Annotated in this window: 29 protein-coding genes; 18 read left to right on the top strand and 11 right to left on the bottom strand. The window is 59.0% G+C overall.

Annotation, left to right across the window (positions count from 1 at the left end; translation table 11 throughout):
- Window positions 1-6 precede the first annotated feature (6 nt).
- The 5 genes from LB520_RS08400 to LB520_RS08420 all read left to right on the top strand — a co-directional run bounded on the left by LB520_RS08400 (window position 7) and on the right by LB520_RS08420 (window position 1,982).
- The gene (locus tag LB520_RS08400) at window positions 7-270 is read left to right on the top strand and encodes a hypothetical protein (RefSeq protein WP_224637134.1); all 264 of its coding nucleotides are present in this window, start codon (window positions 7-9) and stop codon (window positions 268-270) included.
- A 9-nt stretch (window positions 271-279) separates the two neighbouring features.
- Entirely contained in the window at window positions 280-972 is a 693-nt protein-coding gene (locus LB520_RS08405) for an SOS response-associated peptidase (RefSeq protein WP_224637135.1), read from the top strand.
- 183 nt (window positions 973-1,155) lie between these two features.
- On the top strand, window positions 1,156-1,449 hold the full coding sequence (locus LB520_RS08410; protein WP_224637136.1) for a CopG family transcriptional regulator: 294 nt from the start codon (window positions 1,156-1,158) through the stop codon (window positions 1,447-1,449).
- A complete protein-coding gene (locus tag LB520_RS08415; RefSeq protein ID WP_224637137.1) occupies window positions 1,446-1,685 on the top strand; it encodes a hypothetical protein in 240 nt (79 codons plus the stop codon). The genes LB520_RS08410 and LB520_RS08415 overlap by 4 nt, the downstream gene beginning before the upstream one ends.
- Window positions 1,686-1,742: 57 nt before the next feature.
- The gene (locus LB520_RS08420; protein WP_224637138.1) at window positions 1,743-1,982 is read left to right on the top strand and encodes a hypothetical protein; all 240 of its coding nucleotides are present in this window, start codon (window positions 1,743-1,745) and stop codon (window positions 1,980-1,982) included.
- 1 nt (window position 1,983) lies between these two features.
- Here LB520_RS08420 and LB520_RS08425 read toward each other — a convergent pair whose 3' ends face one another.
- On the bottom strand, window positions 1,984-2,862 hold the full coding sequence (locus LB520_RS08425) for an RNA ligase family protein (protein ID WP_224637140.1): 879 nt from the start codon (window positions 2,860-2,862) through the stop codon (window positions 1,984-1,986).
- 122 nt (window positions 2,863-2,984) lie between these two features.
- Between LB520_RS08425 and LB520_RS08430 the strand changes: the two genes are divergently transcribed.
- The 3 genes from LB520_RS08430 (at window position 2,985) to LB520_RS08440 (ending at window position 3,768) form a co-directional block, all read left to right on the top strand.
- Complete coding sequence (locus LB520_RS08430) at window positions 2,985-3,173, top strand: DUF3606 domain-containing protein (RefSeq protein ID WP_224637142.1); 189 nt, start codon at window positions 2,985-2,987, stop codon at window positions 3,171-3,173.
- Window positions 3,124-3,396 carry a hypothetical protein gene (locus LB520_RS08435; protein WP_224637144.1) on the top strand — a complete coding sequence of 91 codons (273 nt, stop codon included), beginning with the start codon at window positions 3,124-3,126 and terminating at the stop codon, window positions 3,394-3,396. The genes LB520_RS08430 and LB520_RS08435 overlap by 50 nt, the downstream gene beginning before the upstream one ends.
- A 189-nt stretch (window positions 3,397-3,585) precedes the next feature.
- Window positions 3,586-3,768 carry a hypothetical protein gene (locus tag LB520_RS08440; RefSeq protein WP_224637146.1) on the top strand — a complete coding sequence of 61 codons (183 nt, stop codon included), beginning with the start codon at window positions 3,586-3,588 and terminating at the stop codon, window positions 3,766-3,768.
- On the opposite strand, the gene LB520_RS08445 is transcribed toward LB520_RS08440, so the two are convergent.
- Together LB520_RS08445 and LB520_RS08450 are read right to left on the bottom strand one after the other, a co-directional pair.
- Window positions 3,765-3,992, bottom strand: coding sequence for a KTSC domain-containing protein (locus LB520_RS08445; RefSeq protein WP_318012080.1), 228 nt, complete (start codon window positions 3,990-3,992; stop codon window positions 3,765-3,767). The genes LB520_RS08440 and LB520_RS08445 overlap by 4 nt on opposite strands.
- Before the next feature lie 365 nt (window positions 3,993-4,357).
- Window positions 4,358-4,768: a hypothetical protein gene (locus LB520_RS08450; RefSeq protein ID WP_224637147.1), complete on the bottom strand. Its 411-nt coding sequence runs from the start codon at window positions 4,766-4,768 to the stop codon at window positions 4,358-4,360.
- 173 nt (window positions 4,769-4,941) lie between these two features.
- Between LB520_RS08450 and LB520_RS08455 the strand changes: the two genes are divergently transcribed.
- The 3 genes from LB520_RS08455 (at window position 4,942) to LB520_RS08465 (ending at window position 6,692) form a co-directional block, all read left to right on the top strand.
- A complete protein-coding gene (locus LB520_RS08455; protein ID WP_224637148.1) occupies window positions 4,942-5,301 on the top strand; it encodes an excalibur calcium-binding domain-containing protein in 360 nt (119 codons plus the stop codon).
- A 93-nt stretch (window positions 5,302-5,394) separates the two neighbouring features.
- Window positions 5,395-6,138, top strand: a complete 744-nt coding sequence (locus tag LB520_RS08460; RefSeq protein ID WP_224637149.1) for a thermonuclease family protein — start codon at window positions 5,395-5,397, stop codon at window positions 6,136-6,138.
- 14 nt (window positions 6,139-6,152) lie between these two features.
- Entirely contained in the window at window positions 6,153-6,692 is a 540-nt protein-coding gene (locus LB520_RS08465) for a hypothetical protein (RefSeq protein ID WP_224637150.1), read from the top strand.
- A gap of 1,036 nt (window positions 6,693-7,728) precedes the next feature.
- On the opposite strand, the gene LB520_RS08470 is transcribed toward LB520_RS08465, so the two are convergent.
- From LB520_RS08470 to LB520_RS08490, 4 genes are all read right to left on the bottom strand, one after another.
- Window positions 7,729-8,220 (bottom strand): hypothetical protein, encoded by a 492-nt coding sequence (locus LB520_RS08470; protein WP_224637151.1) that lies wholly within the window; start codon window positions 8,218-8,220, stop codon window positions 7,729-7,731.
- On the bottom strand, window positions 8,217-10,712 hold the full coding sequence (locus LB520_RS08475) for a DUF3987 domain-containing protein (RefSeq protein WP_318012081.1): 2,496 nt from the start codon (window positions 10,710-10,712) through the stop codon (window positions 8,217-8,219). Before LB520_RS08475 ends, LB520_RS08470 begins: the two co-directional genes overlap by 4 nt.
- Window positions 10,712-10,993, bottom strand: coding sequence for a helix-turn-helix domain-containing protein (locus LB520_RS29345; RefSeq protein WP_224637152.1), 282 nt, complete (start codon window positions 10,991-10,993; stop codon window positions 10,712-10,714). The genes LB520_RS08475 and LB520_RS29345 overlap by 1 nt, the downstream gene beginning before the upstream one ends.
- Before the next feature lie 453 nt (window positions 10,994-11,446).
- Window positions 11,447-12,640, bottom strand: coding sequence for a tyrosine-type recombinase/integrase (locus LB520_RS08490; protein WP_224637153.1), 1,194 nt, complete (start codon window positions 12,638-12,640; stop codon window positions 11,447-11,449).
- A gap of 236 nt (window positions 12,641-12,876) precedes the next feature.
- Here LB520_RS08490 and LB520_RS08495 point away from each other — a divergent pair, with 236 nt between their 5' ends.
- Window positions 12,877-13,527, top strand: a complete 651-nt coding sequence (locus LB520_RS08495; protein WP_224637154.1) for a DUF4145 domain-containing protein — start codon at window positions 12,877-12,879, stop codon at window positions 13,525-13,527.
- 23 nt (window positions 13,528-13,550) lie between these two features.
- Here the strand turns inward: LB520_RS08495 and LB520_RS08500 are convergent, their stop codons facing one another.
- Window positions 13,551-14,489: a DUF4238 domain-containing protein gene (locus LB520_RS08500; protein WP_224637155.1), complete on the bottom strand. Its 939-nt coding sequence runs from the start codon at window positions 14,487-14,489 to the stop codon at window positions 13,551-13,553.
- A gap of 84 nt (window positions 14,490-14,573) precedes the next feature.
- Window positions 14,574-14,933 carry a hypothetical protein gene (locus LB520_RS08505; RefSeq protein ID WP_224637156.1) on the bottom strand — a complete coding sequence of 120 codons (360 nt, stop codon included), beginning with the start codon at window positions 14,931-14,933 and terminating at the stop codon, window positions 14,574-14,576.
- 432 nt (window positions 14,934-15,365) lie between these two features.
- Between LB520_RS08505 and LB520_RS08510 the strand changes: the two genes are divergently transcribed.
- The 4 genes from LB520_RS08510 (at window position 15,366) to LB520_RS08525 (ending at window position 17,206) form a co-directional block, all read left to right on the top strand.
- Window positions 15,366-15,752 (top strand): hypothetical protein, encoded by a 387-nt coding sequence (locus tag LB520_RS08510; protein ID WP_224637157.1) that lies wholly within the window; start codon window positions 15,366-15,368, stop codon window positions 15,750-15,752.
- A gap of 76 nt (window positions 15,753-15,828) precedes the next feature.
- On the top strand, window positions 15,829-16,425 hold the full coding sequence (locus tag LB520_RS08515; protein WP_224637159.1) for a hypothetical protein: 597 nt from the start codon (window positions 15,829-15,831) through the stop codon (window positions 16,423-16,425).
- Between the two features lie 19 nt (window positions 16,426-16,444).
- Entirely contained in the window at window positions 16,445-16,921 is a 477-nt protein-coding gene (locus tag LB520_RS08520; protein WP_224637160.1) for a hypothetical protein, read from the top strand.
- 27 nt (window positions 16,922-16,948) lie between these two features.
- Window positions 16,949-17,206 carry a hypothetical protein gene (locus LB520_RS08525; protein WP_224637161.1) on the top strand — a complete coding sequence of 86 codons (258 nt, stop codon included), beginning with the start codon at window positions 16,949-16,951 and terminating at the stop codon, window positions 17,204-17,206.
- Window positions 17,207-17,555: 349 nt separating this feature from the next.
- Here the strand turns inward: LB520_RS08525 and LB520_RS08530 are convergent, their stop codons facing one another.
- Window positions 17,556-17,741, bottom strand: a complete 186-nt coding sequence (locus tag LB520_RS08530) for a hypothetical protein (protein ID WP_224637162.1) — start codon at window positions 17,739-17,741, stop codon at window positions 17,556-17,558.
- Here LB520_RS08530 and LB520_RS08535 point away from each other — a divergent pair.
- A complete protein-coding gene (locus LB520_RS08535; protein ID WP_224637163.1) occupies window positions 17,734-17,976 on the top strand; it encodes a hypothetical protein in 243 nt (80 codons plus the stop codon). The two genes, LB520_RS08530 and LB520_RS08535, sit on opposite strands and share 8 nt — an antisense overlap.
- A gap of 276 nt (window positions 17,977-18,252) precedes the next feature.
- Here the strand turns inward: LB520_RS08535 and LB520_RS08540 are convergent, their stop codons facing one another.
- Window positions 18,253-19,008, bottom strand: coding sequence for an MBL fold metallo-hydrolase (locus LB520_RS08540; RefSeq protein ID WP_224637164.1), 756 nt, complete (start codon window positions 19,006-19,008; stop codon window positions 18,253-18,255).
- A 142-nt stretch (window positions 19,009-19,150) separates the two neighbouring features.
- Here LB520_RS08540 and LB520_RS08545 point away from each other — a divergent pair, with 142 nt between their 5' ends.
- Window positions 19,151-19,723: a TetR/AcrR family transcriptional regulator gene (locus LB520_RS08545; RefSeq protein ID WP_224637165.1), complete on the top strand. Its 573-nt coding sequence runs from the start codon at window positions 19,151-19,153 to the stop codon at window positions 19,721-19,723.
- Window positions 19,724-19,739 lie beyond the last annotated feature (16 nt).

Below are 19,739 nucleotides of genomic sequence, written 5' to 3' on the forward strand. Positions count from 1 at the left end.
ACTCTGATGTCGATCCATGTCCTTCCAGAGCAGAAAAAGCCGAAGCTCATTGTCGTTGTCGCATTCGACCGCGGCGACGACGGCGAGCTGTTTCCCATGTACGGCCCGGCCGATCAGCAAAGCGAAGAGCGGGCGATCCGTACTGCGAAAGCATTGGCTGGCAAACACGCTGGCGTCATCGCATGGAGCCGGGATGCCGATCCGGCGCTCGGAGACTATGGCCCACCGAACACATTATTCGTGAGTGGCGACGTGCCTGACATGGAGTGATCAGCGCCAATGTGCGGACGTTACACCCGATACCTACCCTGGTCGGAAATTCATCGGCTCTACCGGCTCACGGCGCCGGCCGATACTGGCCGCAACGACGCGCCGCGTTACAACATCGCCCCGACCGACGAGGTGCCGTTCGTCACCGCGGCGGATGACGGGAACCATAGGGTTCGGACCGGCCGCTGGTGGCTGGTGCCGTTCTGGGCCAAGGAAATGCCCAAGGCGCCGATGTTCAATGCGCGTATCGAGACGGTCGACACCACCCCCGCCTTTCGAGATGCGTTCAAATCGAAGCGCTGCCTGATCCCTGCCGATGGCTTCTACGAATGGACCATCAGCCCCGCCGATCGCGGCAAGGACCCTTGGCACATCTTCCTGCCCGGCCACGCGCCCTTCTCCTTCGCCGGCCTTTGGGCTTACAACAAGGCGCTGGACATCACGAGCTGCACTATCATTACCGAGCCGGCCGGCGAGCCAATGCGCCAGCTTCATGACAGACAGCCGTTGATCCTCGATCCAGCCTATTACGATGCCTGGCTGAATGCGGAGATGCCGACGAGCGACCTTAAGGATGTGCTGTCCCGCGACATTGACGGGCAGCTTCAATTCAACCGCGTTGGACGCGAGGTAAACGCGGCGGCGATCAACAAGCAGCCCAACGACCACGCTGGGCTGATCGAGCCGATCAGGCTGTTATGAGCGGCGAAATCCGACTGCCTAGGTCCGAATACGCCACGCAGCCAGGCGTCCAGCACCATTATTGCGAGCACGACGGCTGCGAAAGGACGCAGGGTGGGGCTTCGCCAAGCCGAAGCAGGAGCCTCATTGGTTCTGCTTTGAGCACAGAGCCGAAGGAGAGCGCTATCTGTGATGGAGGTGTTGATGTCCCGTATGACCATTGCCAGCGACCTTGAAGCGGCGGCCGACCAGATCGCCGAGGTCTCCCGCGCGGATTTGCAGATCATGCTTAGGCGAGCGGCTCTGATGCTAAGGAATGTCACCGGCCTCGTCCTCGATCCGAACGTGGAAGAGCCGCTTGCGAGCCTGGCGGCAAAGATGGGCATGTCGAAGGCGGAGCTTGTGCGGACGATCGTAGGCGATTGGTTGGTGGCTAACGCCTACCTGCCGGTGCCGTACGCGGTGGATGACGAGAGCGCTGTGGATGGCCACGCATGATCAGCAGACCAAGGCAGCAAGACAGCTACGACGACAGGGAGATTGACTGCCAGGAAGCGATGGAACCTGGCTTTCAGGCCATTGTAGATTGCATGTTAGAGGCCGGTTGGCAGCGGGGCGAAGTCATCCGATCACTGCGCCGCTTGATCGCCGCTGACAACATGACCCAGAAGGACAACGCCAGGGTCGAAGCCGAGTTGGCGATCGCGCGCGCCAGGCTGCGAGCGAGCAAATAGCTTTATGCGCTCGACTCACTACTGATCGTTCCCCGATCGATTGCATTGGAGTGCGGCATGGTCGAAGATATCCGCAAAAGCGAACGAGGGGGCAACACAGCCTATCTCAGCATCGGCGCATGGTATGACGTCGAAACCGGTCACATCCACCTGACGCTGCCGCATTCGGGCTGGTTTCATACGACGGTTAGCGCAGATGAGGAAAGCAAGCGCGGTCACCCCAATTTGTATAAGAAGCTCGCGCGGGCGCTGAAAGAGGCCGGGGTTCCGGGGCCGGACGTAGTTGATCCCACCTAGCCTATTTTTCTTCCCAAAAATCCTTCAGGGATGCGTGACGCAGCTTGTCCTCGCCCTTGAGAAACTTCACCCGGCCGACAAGGCCGGGTCTTAGCCACTCGGCTTTTTCCCTCGCCAAACCTTTGGGCGGCGGTGCGCCGGTCTTGCCCTGCACGCGATCCCACAGAGCCTGGCGCTTGTCGGCTTTGAATGTGACGAAGGCGCCGCCCATGTAGTGCCCCTTGTCAGCCATGAGCACCATGGCTGGTTTTCCCGCCTCTCGCTGCACGCCGATGATATCCATTTCCTTCTCGACGTAGCACTGGACCTTGCGCCATTGCATGGTCGAGCCGGAGCGATAAACGCTGTCCAGCCGCTTCGAGACGATCCCCTCAAGGTTCGCCTCGCAAGCAAGATGGTAGACCGCATCGCCGGTGCCCGGCAGCGCCTCGCTGAACTGAATGCGGCCGCCGGCAGGTATCAGCGCTTGCAAGACCTCGCGCCGGTCCTTCAGCGTCATGTCGCGCAGGTCGTGGCCGTTGAGGTGCAGGAGGTCGAACGCGACAAGATAGAGATCCTGCGGTCGGCGGGTAATGGCCGAACGGAGAGCATGAAAGTCCGAGAGCCCCGCTTCGTTGATAACGATCGTCTCCCCCTCGATGATGAAGCTCGCCGCCTCGATCCCCTGTGCCTCGGCGGCCAGCGGCTTGTATTTGGCCGTCCAGTCGATCCCCGATTTCGTGAACAGGCGGATGCCTTCGGCATCCTTGATGACCTGCGTCCGGTAGCCGTCGAATTTAACCTCATGGCTCCACCCAACCCCCGCGGGCGGCTGCTCGACCAACTCCGGTTCCATCGGGCGAATAAAGGAAAGCCGATCCCCACCGGCAGACTTACGCATATGCACTCTCACTCGGAACGATTTGATTAAATATCACAGAGCCGCAAGCGTTCCGTTAGAGAATTCTAAAAAACGGAACATTCGCACATCGCCGCTGTTTTTCCTGCCAAGGAGGAACAGCCATGGCTGATGACAAGACCAAGAGTGATTTCCGCGATCGCGATCGGATTTCCGGCGATGAAGACTATGAGGTGGAGCATTTCGCTCAGAAGGTCGGGCTGACGCCGCAGCAGGTTCGCGAGCTGATTAAGAAGCACGGCAATGACCGCGAAACGCTCGAGCGCGAGGCGAAAGCCTTCGGACGGCGGTGACAAGATGCCTCGATATCAGGTCGAAGAGCTGTACGGCGAAGAGGTTGTCTCAGCGCAAACGGTGGATGTCGACGAGCCAATAGAGGCAGCCGAGCGCGTAGCTGGCGCGCCAATCTCACCGAGAGCTTTGCAGGAGCATTGGTTCCGGGTCGTCGATGAGGAAGAGAACAGTATCTTCGAGTTCAGTCTGGCGGAACCCGTGGCGTGCGATTTCTCGAAATGACCAGCAGCCGGATAAACGACCCGGATTGCCGCGCCGCGCTCCAGCTGATCAGGGCGACAATCGAGGAGCATTGCCCGCCTGGCGTTCTGCTGAGTGAAGACCAAGTGAATGGTCATTACGGCCCGTCGCTGCATAACGAGGCTAAGGCGATATCAGCGGCAATCGTCAAACCGTCGAGGAGCTTTCCAAATGACCAAGCTCTCCGAACTCGGTCCAACCTTCTCGTTCACCACACACGACCAGCCGGGCGCACCTCCCACGCCCGATACCTACCGCTGCGAGACCTGCGGGCAGATAGTGGACCGGAGAGACCTGCGCCAAGTCATGTGGCACGAACAGCCCGGGCACAAACCGCTTGAGATGGACGCTTAGTCCGAAATAAGTCGATACCGGAAGTGATTGCGAATGTGGTGGTTGAAATAGCGACCTTTGACGAATGCCGACCGGAACGCCGCATACGTCTCGGGCGGCACCTCCTCAAAGTCGTAGCGCTTGCCGCTGGCCACGAACCAGACGGATAAGACCCTACTTGCCGGATCGTATTCGGTTTTCCTGATAGAGGTGGAGGGCATGGCGCACAACGCTTGTTTGCTCATCGCAAACGATCGGCCCGGTCTTTTGTTTCACAAACAGGAACATACAACGCCCCCATGAAGGCGATTGCGACATACAATTCGACGGCGGGCACGTTCAAGCTCGAGAAAGGCATATGGCCAGGAACGTTTCCGATCGCTGACTTGCCGAACGGGATACGATGCTATCGAAAGCAGCAGGAGCGCTATCCAACGCACGCGGCAACCTACGCACCTGACGTCGAGGCGCTCGAAGCTCTAGTCTAGCCGCCGAGCTGCGCTTACGGCAATAGAGAGCCGGCCGAGGGGCAACGATGCGGGCTCTATCGAGATCGGATTTACAGAAAGCGGCTAGCACTGGACGCGACAAGTGGGCAATGGCCGGAACTTCAGCCTCCAAAGACCTCGTTGCAGCGACTGGTTTGCCAAACGCCCATGGAATCGCTTTGCGCCTGTATCTGCTCGATTATCCCCGATTTCGAGACGACCAACCGAACCTGACATTGCATGGCGATGTTGGCGCCTGGCGTGGTGGTCGTATTCACATAGGCGGTGTTTCCGATCACATTGACCGTTGACGTCGAACTGCCGGGAAGCTGAAAATTACGCTGCGTCTCAGCCCAGACATACATGCGTCTGCCATCATTCATGGTGTAGGACGACGCTGGCGGGCCGTACTGTAAGAAGAAGCTATCTGCCGATCTCCCAGCGAATTTTGTCGATAGAGCTGTATTTGCCTGCTGCGTCGTCGTGCAGGCGGCCAAAAGTATGGCCGTTGAGATTGCTATGATTTTGCGCATGTCCCCTCCCGAGAGAAGGCATCATGCCGTCAAGCTATGGACGTGTCGAGCATCTGATTGAGCTGTTCACTGTTCTTCGTGACCAAGCTGATTGTCAGCTTTGATTCTTACGAAATTAGCAAGTTTGCAAAAGATAGCGTCTCGTGCCATCCTCCCGCTCGGGAGCGGGGAGAATGTATCGGCGAACTTTATTGTGCCTTGCGGTTCTGATCGCAGTATCTGGCTGCGCCGCCGACTATCTGAACAACTACGACACGATGACGTTGGCTTCCGGGGACGCCAACAATACCAACCATCTTTTGCAGACGGTCGATCCGTTCAATCCGAACAGCAACAACACCCACATTGAGGGTGACGGGGCGCGTAGCGTTGCCGTGGTCCAGCGCTACCGCAGGGGTTCTTCCGGCGGCCGCGACTTGGATTGTGCAGGCGGCACTGGAAACAATCCAGTCGTGCAAGGGCCAGTTCCCACTGGTGAGTCGGATCCAAATCGACTTGATCGCGATCACGACGGCATCGGTTGTGAGCGTTGACCGATGGTAGAGCGCTCTCGGTACGAAAATCGGTCTGACCAGTGGCGTAAGCGCACCGGCGCGAAGCGTTCATGGGCACTTCGATGGGCGAGCGTGCCGGGGCGACTGATCTTCGCAACCATTGCAGCAGCCGGCGCCCTGGCCTTCCTGACTGCCATGCAGCACAGCCACAGCCTGCACGAGATCAACCTGGAGAATTTGGTCGGCAGCAAGCCGGACCCTATCATTGGCATCGCAACGGTCATAGATGGCGACACAATCGAGGTCCACGGTCAGCGAATCCGCTTCGACGGCATCGATGCACCTGAAAGCCGCCAGTATTGCGACGACGCCAAGGGCTTCGAATATCCCTGCGGCCGGCGGTCGGCCGAAGCGCTCGACGCGTTCCTGGCGACCTCGAAGCCGGTGCAGTGCACGTTCGTGACCTGGGACCGCTATCACCGCTTCGTCGGCGACTGCCGGCGCGCGGACGGCGCGAGCGTGGCAGCTTGGATGGTCGAGCACGGCCAAGCGCTCGATTGGTCGCGCTACAGCCACGGCGCCTATGCGCAGCAACAGGCGAAAGCGGAAGCGGCGAAGGTCGGTATATGGGTCGGCAAGTTCGAAACCCCTTGGGATTGGCGCGTGTCGCACGCCGACCACGGGGCGCCGACAAGCCAGCCATTCGGCATCGTCAGCCGCAAGCTGGTCGCGCAGAGCGGCTATTCGTGCGAACCGCGGCGGACATGCAGGCAGATCAGCTCGTGCGATGAGGCGAACTGGTATCTGCAGAACTGCTCGTGGGGCGGGAAGCTCGATCGGGACGGCGACGGCGTGGCGTGCGAGAGGTTGTGTTGAACGAAGGGTGGATCATGAGATACGACGAAATCGTCCAGAGACGCCGAAACCTCCGTATCGATGGCTTCTGCAACCTGGCAGATGTCGGCATGGAAGGAGACTGGGTCAGTCCATATCAAATCTCATCTCGGTCGATGACCGGCCCCGTCCTACTTGCCTACAACTGGTTGGACGCTCCGTCGGCGAGGCTGAACCAGCCCATCTTGAGACAATGCGGTTTCCTGCCCGGGATGGCCTTCAATGAAGTGCTCGAAATCGCGTTGTCTAAGATGCTTCGGAGGAGGAGGTCAGATTTCTATGTGACGCAGGCATTCCAGTTGCTGCCGACTACACGCTCTCAAGGTATCTCCGCTAGATACCTGGACATCTCGTTCGATGCCGTAACGAAATACGAGCTCGCGGGCAGGAAGGTGATAGCACTCGGAGACGCAGCAGCCAACGCCTGCTACCGGCATGGCGTGAAGGCGATCAGCACCTGCCATCCAAGCGCACGCGGACGATCGTACGAGGAGAAGGCCAGTGCCATAGCGCTGGCGATTAGGAGTTGTCTGTAAATGGCCCCTTATTCAGACGCAGAACTCAAATACGCACGTCCGATCGCAAACGCTCTAATCGGTGGTCAGGAATTCCGCCATTGGTTTTTCCGTCAAACACGGTACTCGAACGACGCGCGAGATGCCTGCATTCTGGTCGACGAACATCGCAATCTACGAAGCCCGACCATAAAGAATCCGTTTTGGTTCAACTGCTTTTGCGGAAAAGATTCACGATGTGGATGCAAGATAGGAAGCGGGATCGAGACGGATATCCTACTTATTTTCGAGCTTGCATCTGGCTACCGCCTGGGACTCCACATTGAGATCAAACCGCCTGGATCAGTCTTACATGTAGGGCAGGCAGAGTCTTACCCTAGGCGCGCTGCCTGCTGGGCCACTCCGTCCACACGTCCAAGAACCGTGCCACGCCACGACGACTTCATGACAGCTATAGTCTGCGGCCGGGGCCTCCAGTGGGATCGCACTCACCGCACCTTCGATCTCATCGTCTACCATGACGAAGTTGCCGCCCTTCTGTCGCCATATCCCGAGCAATAGGATGCGCAAGGCGGCGGGGAGACAGCCGCGTTGCTTCATCGGTGCCGTAGGGCGAGGCGTACACGATTAGCCGAGCCGTTCTTGCCAGCAGGGTCCGTCTGCGGTCCGCTTGCGCGCCGCCGGGTGCAGAATGGAGAGTACGAAGTCCATACACACGCTCAAATTCGGTGCAATGTCCGCGACCTGGTTTCAGCTGTAAGTACATTCTCAAGGACAAAGACAAGTACCTGAAGCAACCGCCGCTAGCTCGCCGTGACGCACGCGCGGAATAAGTTTTGGAATTTATTGACTTTTTCACCGTAAAGGCGCTGCAATGTTCCTGTCTAGCAACCCTTAGATCGCCCAAAGGTCGGCAGCTGCAGTCGGGGAGGACTGGGCCCGGCAAGCCGTGGGGAGCCACAATGCGCGCCGGAACGCTGTCAGAACGGAAAGCGGTGCTCCTCCACAATGCGACGTCCTGTCGGTTACACGGCGGTCAGGCCGGGCCGCGTTTTGGCTAGCGCAATAGAATTTCAGAGGCGCGGACCGTCATCTCGCCTATTTTTGAGTTCTCGCTCTTTCGTGCCTTTTCGGCCGTGCCGCCGAGCGGAACCACCCCAACCTCGCTAGCTATTGCTACCTCCAGTAGCACGGCTCGGCCTTGTTCATTGAAGCTAATGCGCCCGGCTTGCCGAAGCGCCGACTCCGCCTCTCCGGCCCGAGTGCCACCCCAGCCCATTCGCTGCATCGCCATGCCGTAGGACATTGGCCCGTAGCGGCGCAGGGCATTGGCATACAGGTCAGGGTCGGAGTGTGGTAGATGGGCCGCAGGCTCGGTAGTATCTTCGCCAAGTATGTCTCTGCCAGACACAACCGACAAAACTGACAAAACCTTCTTCTCGCTATGCTGAAAGGCGTCGGGTGCAATCTCGGCGCCGGTATTGTCGGTTATGTCGGTTTTGTCTGAAGCGGCCCGGGCCCTAAGAACGGCTTCCAGCCAGCGTGTCATGTTGCGCTTGCGAACATGGCCGGATTGACGCCGAAGCGGCGTATTGGCCGACCACCTAGCGGACCGGAGGCGGCGGTGATGGGGCGGATGAGGTCGGCGTCTTCAAGAATCCTGAGCGCAGAGTTTATGTTCTCCGCACATGTCAGTCCCGCATGCCCCGACCGTTGCACGTCCCGGGAGGAGAATTCCCGCCAACCTCTGCTGCGTATCAGCGCCACCAACTCGCGCGCTGACCTCTCCTCCTTCGAAATTGAAGCGTCGGCATAGGAGCGGCGCGCCATCGGAAGCAGATAAGCTTCAATCAGATGAGCAGCCCTACCGAAATGTTCCGTGTCGATACAGCTAGGCTGATCGGCCTCACTGGATGCCCAGTCCATAAATGCAAGGATCAGAGACAGCCGAACCGCCATTCCCGGCAGTTTGCCGATGAAAGACAGGAGCAGTCCTTCGACTCCTTTTTCCCACATCTGGACGGTCTGCCGAAATTCAACGAGAAGGTTTGCTGCATCTTCTGTAAAGGGGATGGACGACGGCAACTTGCGACCCTCGCTGTCGTCCGGCATGTCGAGCGACAGGAGCCGATGGACTACGTTTTCGATGAATGCTTCATCGTACTGAGCACCCGGCCGCTTCGCCGGGACAGGGTTCGGCCAGATCGGGAGAAGACGCGCGAGCAAGCCGTCGTTATCTGTTCTGAGGATAAGATTGCGGATGCGGTCGGGCTGGATTCCACCGATCACGCCAACGGACAGCCGGTCAACGGAAATCGACTCGCGGTTAATACGTTCAACCGTGTAGGCTCTGCCGCCATACGCTTCCAACCAGAACGGCTGATCGGACGAGCTGGTATACCGCTTCATGCTCTCCAGCCATCCTGCCAGTTCGTCGCGGGCGAGCAACAACCCGCGTGGCTGTGCAGCCAGGATAACAGCAACCCGCTCGACGGTGGCGTCGGAAACGGCAAGCCGGGGCAAGACCGGAGCCGGTCCGGGGCTCGCGCTGGCCGGGCGCGGAGGCGGTTCCTCGCCGGCCTTCAATGCCGCCCTTATGGAGTCCTTCCATTCACTTTCGGCCAGTTTCGCCAGATCGGCTCTTACGTTCCAATCGTCGAGTTCGACTCGTGCCTTCTCCCCGAGACGCCGCTCGACCTTCCTCAAGGGTGTGAGAACTGCGTCGAGTGCCGGCGACTTGCCGGCGGACGGGTTACCGATCGTGACGGCCCACAACACAGGCGGTTCGCTCCAGCCGCTCCAAGGCTGCGACCACCGCGTGTTGCCGATCAGGGAACCGCAGACGGTCAGAGTAGCGGCCACGATATAGTCAGTGGGTGCGCCTTTCGCTTCGGCGGCATTGCGCATCCACTTTACCCACGCGGGCAAAAACACGTCGTCCAGGGGCGGCGTCGGCGGCTCAGGCAATCCGGGGTGCAGATAGCGACCATCGTGAGCGGGCCAGTCGGACCCGGAAGTGTCTGTCGGCCTCGCCGTCTTTATCAGTTCAACGAGGCTGTCTAACGAATAACCGGCAGGGATCGGGTCGGCTAGGTCCCAGCTTTCGGGAAACTGAGCCGGCAGCTGGACGACCGACACGAGCTGCGCACCCGCATCCACTGCCAGACGCCCGACACACCCGCTGTAAGCCTCTCCCGACTCGTCATTGTCCGGCCAGATCGTTACCTTGCGACCCTTGAGATGCGACCAGTCAACCTTGTCGGCCGCATTCGATCCGCCGGGCGATGTCACCACCACAAAGTGCTTGTAGATCTTCTCGGCAGCGTCGGCGGTCTTTTCGCCTTCGACCACGAGCACCGGAGCTTCAGGGCGGACGGCGAGACGGTCGAGGCCATAGAGTGGGCGAGGTTCGGAGAAGCCCTTGCACCGCCATTCCCGCTTGCCAGCTGGCCCTTCGCAGAAGGTGAAAGGCTTAACCTGCTTGTCGGCGGGCTGGCCGTTGGCCGGACGGTCGTAGCGGACGACGTAGCCGAGAAGCCGACCCTCGCCGTCGAGATAGCGCCAGTGGGCTGTGAAGACGAAACCGGTCGGGGCGAAGCGGCCGGTCGTATCGGTGCTGAGCGCCGGCGCATCCGCCGGCACCGGGAGAATCGGACGCCACTGATCGTCACTGTGGCCGACGGCATCGGCGCTGGCGCGAGACTCTGCGTCCCGAGGCGCGAAGGTTTCGTTCATGCCCACCGTTGCGCCCGTCTCGGAAAGGCCGACCATCCTGGCGACGTTGCGGGCTGCCTCGGCCTGCGACTGGCCGAAGAGATAGGCCGCCAGGCTAATCGGGTCGCGACCTTTTTCACCGACAGCGAAGTCGGCCCATTTGCCCGTGTTCATGTTCACCTTGAACGAACCTGGATGACCGTCAGCACGCGTGGGATTCAGGGCGACCCATTCGTGGCCGCTGCGCCGGCCGTCCGGGAGCCACCTTGCCAGCAAGGAAGGCAGTGCCGTCAGCGAGGCGGCGTTGATGCGATCAAAGTCGATCATCAGCGCCTCCTACCTCCAGAGGGCGACTGTGCTTGATCGCCAGAATGATAGGGATCGTTCTCGTCTTTTAAGTGCTCGCCATACTGCCGTACGGCGCCGACAGGCAAGGACTGAAGCCACCTATCCGCCACATCCGATAGGATAAGGGTGCGCCGACCGGCCTTCCTGACTTCGAGATTCCCTCGCGCGACCTCCTTGTAGATGAAGGAACGGCTGACGCCGTAAATGCGGGAAAATTCCTTTATGGTATAGGCGTGCCGCCAACTTTCCACGGAAAGCATGGAATACTCCAGAACTAAGGGAGTGACTGATTTCTCCGGGCAAATCTACATTTCGTTTGCCGGAATTAAGAGGCCAAGCGCGATTGTTTTCCATGAAACATTCGGCATTGGCTGCGCGTCTGGACGACAACGAGGTCAGCCAGGCGGGAAAGGTTCGATCTTTTGCTTAGGATCAACCCTGTTCAATAGTACACTATCAGACCAATTGACGGACTGCAAAGTCTGAAAATACAAAAAGTGGAGGCCGACAAGCGGTCGGCCTAATCTATTCTTCTTTTCCAGAAATAGTAATCTGATGTTATGGCCTGCGATCCTGGGTTTGCCTCCTTGGCGACGCCGAGGTAGGCCCGTGCCCCATCTAGGCACGACGCTTCTCAGTGCCGACGGGACGACAATAATTAGGCACCGTGCAAAACGAGCCGGGTTATGAGCGCATCAGCGCAGTTTGGCAGGTCACATTTTGGCGACGGCGCGCTTGTTCAGAAATTCTGCCCAGGCCGTCATCAGTTTCCGCCGTCTCTCCACGGCATCGGCGCGTCGATATGCTCTTTCGGTCGCATCGCCGACACGATGAGCCAGTGCCGCCTCCGCTATCTCACGGGGGAACCCCGTCTCGTCGCCCGCCCAATCCCGGAATGCGGATCGGAACCCGTGAACGGTATATGCGTCAACCTTCATGCGCCGCATCAGCATTTCCATTGCCGAGGAGGACAGCGGCCAGTCTGTCCGCTGATCGGTTGCACGCTGCCCCGGAAAGATAAACTTGGACACCCGGCTTTCGTACAGTGATTTGACGATGGCCAATGCCGACTTCGAGAGCGGCACTCGGTGTTCCGTAGCAGCCTTCATCCGATCTGCCGGGATGACCCAGGTGGCTTTGTCGAGATCAAATTCCGACCATTCGGCACCGTAGACTTCACCGGACCGGGCCGCCGTCAGGATGAGAAATTCAAGCGCCCTTGCCGCCATGGCGTCGGAATCGCGAAGACGCTGCACGAAAGCCGGAACATCGACATACGGCATGGCTGCATGGTGCCCCCTTGAAAGCCTTTGACGGGCCGGGAGGACGTTCTTGAGATGCCCCCGCCACAAGGCAGGGTTTTCGCCTATGCGCCATCCCTTCGCTTTGGCATAGTCAAGAACCCGCTCAATCCTGCCACGAAGCCGAGATGCCGTCTCGGGTTTGCTGCTCCAGATCGGCAGAAGGACTTCCAGCACCTCGTCCGTGCCGACTTCCGAGACTCGTTTCGAGCGAATGGTCTCGCAGTACTCAGTCAACGTCATTCGCCATTGAGCGCGATGCTTATCGTTCCGCCAAGAAGGTTCCATCGAAGCAAGAAACTTGTCGGCGCATTCGCCGAAAGTCGGTTCCGCTTCCTTGGCCTTCTCGGCAATCGGATCGCGACCTTCCGCGACCGCAGCCCGGTATTCGCCAGCTCTTTTTCGGGCGCTGGCCAGCGTAATAGCCGGATATGCACCAAAACCCATTTCCCGCCGTTTGCCGTTCCTGACCCACATGAAAAGCCAGGATTTCGAACCCGACGGCGAGACATTGAGGTAGAGCCCGCCACCGTCGCTGTGGCGGCCATGCTTGAGCGAGTCTGACTTAGCTTTGGCGTCAGAGAGCTTTTGAAGAGTACGGGCCATTGCTTCCCCAATTCCTTCCCCATTTTCGAGTGGGGATAACGGCGAACAATGGTAGATAGTAGAAGCCGATATGTAAAGAAAAATCACCTATTTGCAATAGGTTGAAGGACAATAGAGTGCAATCGTGGATAATAGTTGGGCGGACTCCCTCTCCGCCATATCGAGTTGAATTTACTCGATTTTCCTCTTTTTTCGGTCTTGCGTACAAAATTACCTACATCGGACGGGAGACTAAGTTGGCTTACAGCACAGTGGTCCATTTTAAGGAAGGGATGGGACCGGGCGATAAATTGCTTGAGGTTGGCAGGTGTCCACATTGCGCCATTGCTAGCCCGAACTTTTACAAAATATGGTCGGATGTCTGGCTCGCAGGCGGTCAAGAAGGTTGGGCTACTTACCGTTGCAACAGCTGCAGCGGCGTGGTCTCAGCGACCATGACGCTCCAAAATAACGGGCAAATGCCTGTCCTTGAACTGTTTCCCGACGCCAAACGTGCGCACGACGATATCCCGCAACCGGCGAGGTCGTTTTTGCAGCAAGCGTTCGAAACGCTCCACGCACCCGACGCTGCTGCCGTCATGGCGGGAAGCGCGGTGGATGCGATGCTGAAATTCCATAAGCTAGTTGATGGCAGTCTCTATGCGCGCATTGATGAGGCACTAAAACAGCATCTGCTAACCGAAGGCATGGCCAAATGGGCGCATTCGGTGAGGCTAGGGTCGAACCGCCCTCGGCATGCGGACGCGGAGAAGCCACACGTCTCGCCTGATGAGGCTAAGCAGTCGGTTGAGTTTGCCGAGGCTTTGGGAAATTTCCTGTTTGTGCTGACAGCCAAGATCGATCGTGGGATCAAGGCAGCAGAGCAAGCCGAGCAGCACGCGACGTGAACGAGCCTCCAGACGAGGCCAGCCTACATTTGACTCCCAACAGAGCTTGCAAGTGATGCTGTAAGTTCAGGCGAGCGGGAGGCGATCATGTTCGCTTTCGCCGCGGCGCACTTATTGAGCCTCCGTATCTCGACGCCGTCAGATAGCGGCTTGAAAAGGGTATCACCACCATGCCCTACCCAGACGAGAGACACCTCGGAGGCGATAGGAAACCACATTTCGAGTTCAGGATCGTCTAGGTTCGCTCGGCCTGGGTGGTGTAGTTTGTAGACTGGGTAGCTCGAAATGACGAAAGCATGTTTCGGGTTGGAAGCGCGAACGATGCACAGGTTCTTGTTGTTGATGGCCTCAACGATCGCCGGGTTGCCTCTCGCAATTACGTCCCTTCGCACATTTTGGAGCATACGCCGCCAAGTCTCGTCCCTTTGGAAATGTTCTCTCTCTTGGTCGTCCAATGTCCCAAACTCGGCCTCAAACCGGCGGAGCGCCTCCTCGCCGTCCACGCGGATCGTTGCCAGGCTTGCATATTGCTTAAAATTGTCCGGTACGCGCTTCCACTGGTAGTATGTGTAGAGGGCTAATAACTGACGCTCGCCAGGATGGGGCGCCACGATCTCGCCCTGCCTTGCTCCCTCGACGATGCGTTCAACTACCGGTGCGAGAACGCCCTCCAGGCTCGCAAAGGCCAACTCAAGATCGACGTTCTTAGACAGGTCTCGTTCATAAGCGGTGTAAAGCTGGCTTTCGAAGAAAACCTTTTGAGGCGGGTTGTAGAACACACCTCTCTGAGGCGTACGGCGGTCATAGACGTGTAAGTCGCCAGCATGGTCGACAAAATTCCGGAGAAGGAGTTGCGGCACGAAGTGATGGTCGGCCGGCTGCTTGTTCTTGACCATGAGCGCTAGATAGCAGGCCAACAAAAAGCCCGCCACCATCGGCAGCGGGCCATGTCGTGTCGACAAGACATTCAGACGTTCAACCGGCGATGAGGCGTTGCGCCAGCCAGCCGGCGAGCACCGTCCCGAGGAACATCCAGTCGAGCGTGCTCATAGCCCGGCGCCTCTCCAATACCGTCGACGGTATTCATCGGCCCCTTGGCTGCAGTGTTCCACCCAGTTGCCGCTCTCGGCGTCAGTACCGTCCTCATAGTCCGAGTTGTCGAGTTCCAGTTCGGAGCCGGAGCCATAGCGGCCGGGGATATAATGCCCATCGCCCGCAACATTGCTCTCGCGATCGTCAAGGTTCTGGCCCTCGGTGATGCCCTTGCCGGCATTTTCGGCCCAGCCGACCGACGGCTCGAGATCTGGATCCGGCTCCAGCGCATCGAGCATGTTGATGAGGTTTTCGATGGTGGTGGAAAGCTCAAGCCGATCGCGCGGGTTGAGCGATAGTTGGATGGTTTCCATTGGTTCTTCATCCTGGTTGGAACCGGGTTTCCACACCCGGCGGCGAAAAACTGCACATGGGCAGCTTCGCCAGCATCGGTGACGGACCGAAAGCCGGGGGGTGGAAACCTGCCAGGACGACAGGTCGAACGCTTTTAAGGTTTCCCTCTGGACAGCACGCTCGCCCCCGGCCATAAAGGTCGGGTTCGGAGCCGTGCCGCCAAGCACGTCCGTTGTGCACCAAACCGGTGCACTCTCGCCGCTGCCCAACGCTGCCAGGCGTCAGGGCAATTCCTGCCAGGGAATGTGCGGCACAGTCCTAGTCCGGGTTTCCACACCCACGGACAGCATGCGCTCATCAAGGTTAAAAAACAAGCACCGCCCCGTGCGGGGGTGCGGCTTGTGTTTGTTCTTCCGAGGTGCTCATTTGAGCGAGGCTGGGAGGAAACAACAATGGATATTGCGACGGGCCTTACATTTTTGGGCCAAGCAACGGGGATCGTAAAAGACCTTCGAGACATCGATAAGGGGTTCGATCAGGCGTCACTGAAAGCACAGATGGCGGATCTCTACGGCACATTAGCCGATGTGAAGATAGCGCTGTCAGACGCTAGAGAGACCATCCATGAGCAGGAACAGCAGATCAAAAGGCTTGAGGAAAGGGTCGCGACTTTCTTGTCAGGAGATGCTTGTCCGATCTGCGATGGCGGCCGGCTCAAGGTAGCGTCTTCCCGACCTCACGAGCATTTTGGATGGGCAGGCAAACAGATGCGCACCCTCAAGTGTGACAAATGCGGCCACAGTGAGGAACGCATGTTCACTCCTCCAAACGGCCAATAGAGGAAAAAGCACATTGACGTGGACGTTCCCCTGGAGCCAGCACACTCCTGCATGTGCGTGGCAGGACGCGCTGAGGATGTTCATCGATCTGCTGGTTGGTCTCGGCTGGCCCGTGGCGATCGTATTGGTAGCGTTCATCTTCCGGCAGGAGATACGAAGCAAGTTCAGGGAGATCATTTCCGCGGGGCCGACCGGTGTCACGTTCCGTGTTCAGGATGTGGAAACGCCCGGCAAACTGAAGGAACTGCAACTGGTGCCCTCGACACTTACGCCCGCTCAGCGCGCCGTCGAGGAAACGATCTTAAATGACCTGAAGAAGATCGAGCCCGACCACCGCATGGAAATTTTGGTGAAACATTTGGTGGTCGCTCGGCTGGCGAGGCATTTCGAAGGAGTGTTCGCGTCCATTTTCGGAAGCCAAGTCGAAGGGCTGAAGCGGCTACGCGACAATGGCGGTCAGACTTCGCTTGACCAAGCGACGCTCTACTTTGAAAGCGTAAAAGCCCGCTACCCTCAATTCTACAGCGACATCGAATTTCAGCAGTGGTTCCGCTTTCTGCAAACCACCGGCGTGGCAGAGAACATTGGCACCTCAGTCAACATCACCGAATTGGGCCGGGAGTTTCTCATCTTTGTCGACCAGGAAAAGGCTGGGTTCTCTCGGAGTTTCTAGAAACGGGGAGGTACTGACCATGGGCTGGCTATCGGGCAAGGTCCAAAAATGGGCGACAAACACCCAAGCAAGAGAATTGCAAGAGTTCGTCAGCCGGTTGCGCGCTATAGATAGCGAGGAGCTTGGCATGATCCTCGCCACCGCCACGCATCACCGCCACCATGCGGCAGAGCGTTTTAAATGGGATCTGATGGAGCCTGGCCTAGCGGAGATGGCGAACCCGACACTGACGTTGCAGATCGGGCAAATTATCAAGACGCTGCAGAAGGACGGCCGGCCGGAACTCGCGGCTGGTTATTTTGTTTGGCTGCACACTGTGCGCGCCGCGAACAACCCCGATCTTCGCCAACTCGGCCGAGACATGTGGCGCGAGCTCGAGCGCGGCATGCCAGAAGTTCAGAGCGCGGCGTGGGGTTGGGCTGGTCTGACCGGAGTTGTGCTCGATATCCGGGACTTCGAGCGCTTCCCCGCAGGCCTTACGCCGACACCGCAATAGTTGCTTTGAGAAAGAAGGAACAGGTATATGGCCGAGAGACTTGAGCCCGTCGACCTCGACGAGTCCGCCAACGTAGCGTTTGGAGAAGGCAGGAGATCAGGCTCCTTGGAGGCTAAGGAGACGCGCGCATTCGATCGCCTGTCGGCCGCTCTTACATTCGTGATGGAAACGCTCGAAGAAAAGCACAGGCCGGGAGCGTTCATCACCACCAAGTCGGGCAGCGTCTATCATTGGGATGCTGTACCGACGCTGTATGAGCACGTCAGGATAGCGCGCGGCCATTGAAGGAGGAAACAGTGACAGATCGAATTAGAAAGGCCCCAGAAGGCACCGAAGAGGCCAAAATAGCGGACGAATATACCTGCAAGGAATGTGGTGAGGTTTTTGCCGACTGGGAGCCGCGGGCGCCGAACGATGCGGAGATCAAATGTCCCAACGGTCACTTGATCCCTGGCACACTCGGGGATCTTCGCAACAAGGTCACAGCCCTCGGTCTAAAGCGTTTTAGAGAGGCCCTCCGCCGCGGCGGCTAGGTTGGTTGCGTTCTACATCGGCGCTGTCGGCCTTGCCTGCCTCGCCAGCGCGCTTTGGAGGTGGAAGCAAGGCGATCTGATCGGAATGACCGCCTCGCTTATCATGGCCGGGCTTTGCGCCTGGCTGCTTGCGCGTTCACTGCTTTGACGAGCGCGAACTGGATGACGATGGCTTCCGAGAGGGAGCCGCCGGTATTGTTCCGGACGTCGATCGTCGCCGAGCCGGCGGCGCAGCGGGCGTTGAGGCTGTAGGAGCCGATCGTACCGCCCGAGCTGTGGTTGAGCACCAACATCCAGGGACCAAAGCAGGTTTTCGCCGGTATCGACTATCCCGACACGCATAGCGGGGCCGGTGAGATGTCGAAGGATTACTGGGCGGCTGTCTACAAGGACGGAGATTCTTGGGCAGGCTATTCGAACTCAGATATTGAGGCGACCCACGGCGACGAAAGATGGGAAGACCTTCGCCGCGAAGGCGCTTGCTATGTCGGGAAGGACGTCAAGGTCTGCCTTTGGCATTAGCGGGCTCAAGGCGGTCACCTCTATATTAGCACCTGCTTGCGCTCAACGGACTTTCAGCGACATACTGTTGTCCAGCGCGGAGGATGGCTGATGCAACTCAATATTGGGGCTGATCAGGCTGATCGCTGGCGCAAGAACGTGAAGCCGGCGCGCAAGCCGCGCCGGGTCTGGTTTTCGCGCAGCACGATGATCTGGGTGATGATCATGGCCGTGATCTTCCACTCTGATCGTACTGAAGGGCCCTAGCTGCAACAACCGCTAACGCCAGGAGCGTATTCATGCTGCCAGGCTTTGCATGGTTTCGAGCATCCGGTCCGAGACGCGGCGGTCGTAGTCGTCGGCAAGCGCCTGCAGGGCCAAAGCACCGTCGCCGGCAAACGATGGGCCATGCATGAGCGCCAGCGTGCGCGGCGCGAGCTTGGCAAGCTCGCGGATGGTCGTGCCCATGCCGGGATTGAGTGCCGAATATTTGAACAGATCCTCGGCGGCGATCGCGGGGCCGACAACATCGCCGTCGGTCAGCGCGCGGTCGTTGCCGAGTTGGGTGAACAGATCGCCGCAGAGCAGGGTGCCGGTCGATTCCTCGTACATGACGCCGGCGTCCCAACCATGCGGCGTGTGCGGTGTATCGATGAAGCGCACGCGCTTGCCGCCGCCCATGTCGATCACCTCGCCATCCTTCAGCACCCGCGGCGCACGATCCGCGAAATCGTTGAGCGACACGTAGACGCCTGTCTGTCCGTGCGCGGCCGTTGCTTGCGGCGCAACGGTGAGCCATTCGTTCATGGCGCCGCATTCGTCGGATTCGAAATGGCCAAATCCAATCCAGCGAAGACGCTCCGGCGGGATGATGCGGGCAAGCGCGTCGCGGTTGAGCGCGAACATCTTCCGCAGACCGGTGTGGAACATGAGCGGCTCATCGCCCATGACCAGGAACTGGTTGAAGGTGAAGCCGACGGGCGGAGCAATATCCGGTACATAGGTCGATAGGCGGTAGATGCCCTCGGCGATTTCATCGATTTTCGTTTCCATGGAATCTCCTCCAAAACAATGGTTGCGTTCCCTCTCCCGGTTACCCAGGGCTGGACTTCGACCAAAATCGAAGTACATATGTGTGTAGCGAAATATTAGAACCCTGTCAACAATGGGTGCACATGCGTGTGCATTTAAATACATGACCCGCAAATACACCCTTAAACGCCGTGCCGAGCAGCAGGCGGAAACCCGGCGGCGCATCGTCGAAGCTGCGATCGACCTGCACGGTAGCGTTGGTCCCGCAGCAACGACCTTCAGCTTGGTCGCCGAGCGTGCCGGCGTTCAGCGACACACGCTCTACGCCCACTTCCCCGACGAGCGCAGCCTGCTGCAGGCCTGCTCGAGCACGCACATCGAGACGCATCCGCTGCCGAGCCCGGAGCCGTGGCGAGTTGTGGCCGACCCAGGCGAACGGATGCGGATCGCGCTGCTGGCGCTCTACGAATGGTACGGGCGCAATGAAAGCGTGGTGGCCAGCGTGTTGCGCGACGCCGAACATCACCCGCCAACCCGGGAGGCTGTCGAGACGAGCATCGGCCCGTATTTCGCGACCTGCCAGGGGGTGCTCGGCGAAGGCCTTGGCGGCAGCCAGCGAGCGATGCTGCGCGTGGCGCTGAGCTTCTTCACCTGGCGCACGCTGGTGCGCGAAGCTGGCCTGCAGCCCGTTGAAGCCGCAAATGCCATGGTTCAGGCCGTCCAAGGCGTGGGTTGAGGCTGAGATATACGGC

Origin of the sequence: Mesorhizobium sp. CA12 (assembly GCF_020165255.1) — a bacterium.
GTDB lineage: Bacteria > Pseudomonadota > Alphaproteobacteria > Rhizobiales > Rhizobiaceae > Mesorhizobium.

Bases quoted from the DNA above. Each gene is read 5' to 3' on its own strand.
- LB520_RS08400 (WP_224637134.1), top strand. From the start codon at position 7: ATGTCGATCCATGTCCTTCCAGAGCAGAAAAAGCCGAAGCTCATTGTC.
- LB520_RS08405 (WP_224637135.1), top strand. From the start codon at position 280: ATGTGCGGACGTTACACCCGATACCTACCCTGGTCGGAAATTCATCGG.
- LB520_RS08410 (WP_224637136.1), top strand. From the start codon at position 1,156: ATGTCCCGTATGACCATTGCCAGCGACCTTGAAGCGGCGGCCGACCAG.
- LB520_RS08415 (WP_224637137.1), top strand. From the start codon at position 1,446: ATGATCAGCAGACCAAGGCAGCAAGACAGCTACGACGACAGGGAGATT.
- LB520_RS08420 (WP_224637138.1), top strand. From the start codon at position 1,743: ATGGTCGAAGATATCCGCAAAAGCGAACGAGGGGGCAACACAGCCTAT.
- LB520_RS08425 (WP_224637140.1), bottom strand. From the start codon at position 2,862: ATGCGTAAGTCTGCCGGTGGGGATCGGCTTTCCTTTATTCGCCCGATG.
- LB520_RS08430 (WP_224637142.1), top strand. From the start codon at position 2,985: ATGGCTGATGACAAGACCAAGAGTGATTTCCGCGATCGCGATCGGATT.
- LB520_RS08435 (WP_224637144.1), top strand. From the start codon at position 3,124: ATGACCGCGAAACGCTCGAGCGCGAGGCGAAAGCCTTCGGACGGCGGT.
- LB520_RS08440 (WP_224637146.1), top strand. From the start codon at position 3,586: ATGACCAAGCTCTCCGAACTCGGTCCAACCTTCTCGTTCACCACACAC.
- LB520_RS08445 (WP_318012080.1), bottom strand. From the start codon at position 3,992: ATGAGCAAACAAGCGTTGTGCGCCATGCCCTCCACCTCTATCAGGAAA.
- LB520_RS08450 (WP_224637147.1), bottom strand. From the start codon at position 4,768: ATGCGCAAAATCATAGCAATCTCAACGGCCATACTTTTGGCCGCCTGC.
- LB520_RS08455 (WP_224637148.1), top strand. From the start codon at position 4,942: ATGTATCGGCGAACTTTATTGTGCCTTGCGGTTCTGATCGCAGTATCT.
- LB520_RS08465 (WP_224637150.1), top strand. From the start codon at position 6,153: ATGAGATACGACGAAATCGTCCAGAGACGCCGAAACCTCCGTATCGAT.
- LB520_RS08470 (WP_224637151.1), bottom strand. From the start codon at position 8,220: ATGACACGCTGGCTGGAAGCCGTTCTTAGGGCCCGGGCCGCTTCAGAC.
- LB520_RS08475 (WP_318012081.1), bottom strand. From the start codon at position 10,712: ATGATCGACTTTGATCGCATCAACGCCGCCTCGCTGACGGCACTGCCT.
- LB520_RS29345 (WP_224637152.1), bottom strand. From the start codon at position 10,993: ATGCTTTCCGTGGAAAGTTGGCGGCACGCCTATACCATAAAGGAATTT.
- LB520_RS08490 (WP_224637153.1), bottom strand. From the start codon at position 12,640: ATGGCCCGTACTCTTCAAAAGCTCTCTGACGCCAAAGCTAAGTCAGAC.
- LB520_RS08505 (WP_224637156.1), bottom strand. From the start codon at position 14,933: ATGGAAACCATCCAACTATCGCTCAACCCGCGCGATCGGCTTGAGCTT.
- LB520_RS08510 (WP_224637157.1), top strand. From the start codon at position 15,366: ATGGATATTGCGACGGGCCTTACATTTTTGGGCCAAGCAACGGGGATC.
- LB520_RS08515 (WP_224637159.1), top strand. From the start codon at position 15,829: ATGTTCATCGATCTGCTGGTTGGTCTCGGCTGGCCCGTGGCGATCGTA.
- LB520_RS08520 (WP_224637160.1), top strand. From the start codon at position 16,445: ATGGGCTGGCTATCGGGCAAGGTCCAAAAATGGGCGACAAACACCCAA.
- LB520_RS08525 (WP_224637161.1), top strand. From the start codon at position 16,949: ATGGCCGAGAGACTTGAGCCCGTCGACCTCGACGAGTCCGCCAACGTA.
- LB520_RS08540 (WP_224637164.1), bottom strand. From the start codon at position 19,008: ATGGAAACGAAAATCGATGAAATCGCCGAGGGCATCTACCGCCTATCG.
- LB520_RS08545 (WP_224637165.1), top strand. From the start codon at position 19,151: ATGACCCGCAAATACACCCTTAAACGCCGTGCCGAGCAGCAGGCGGAA.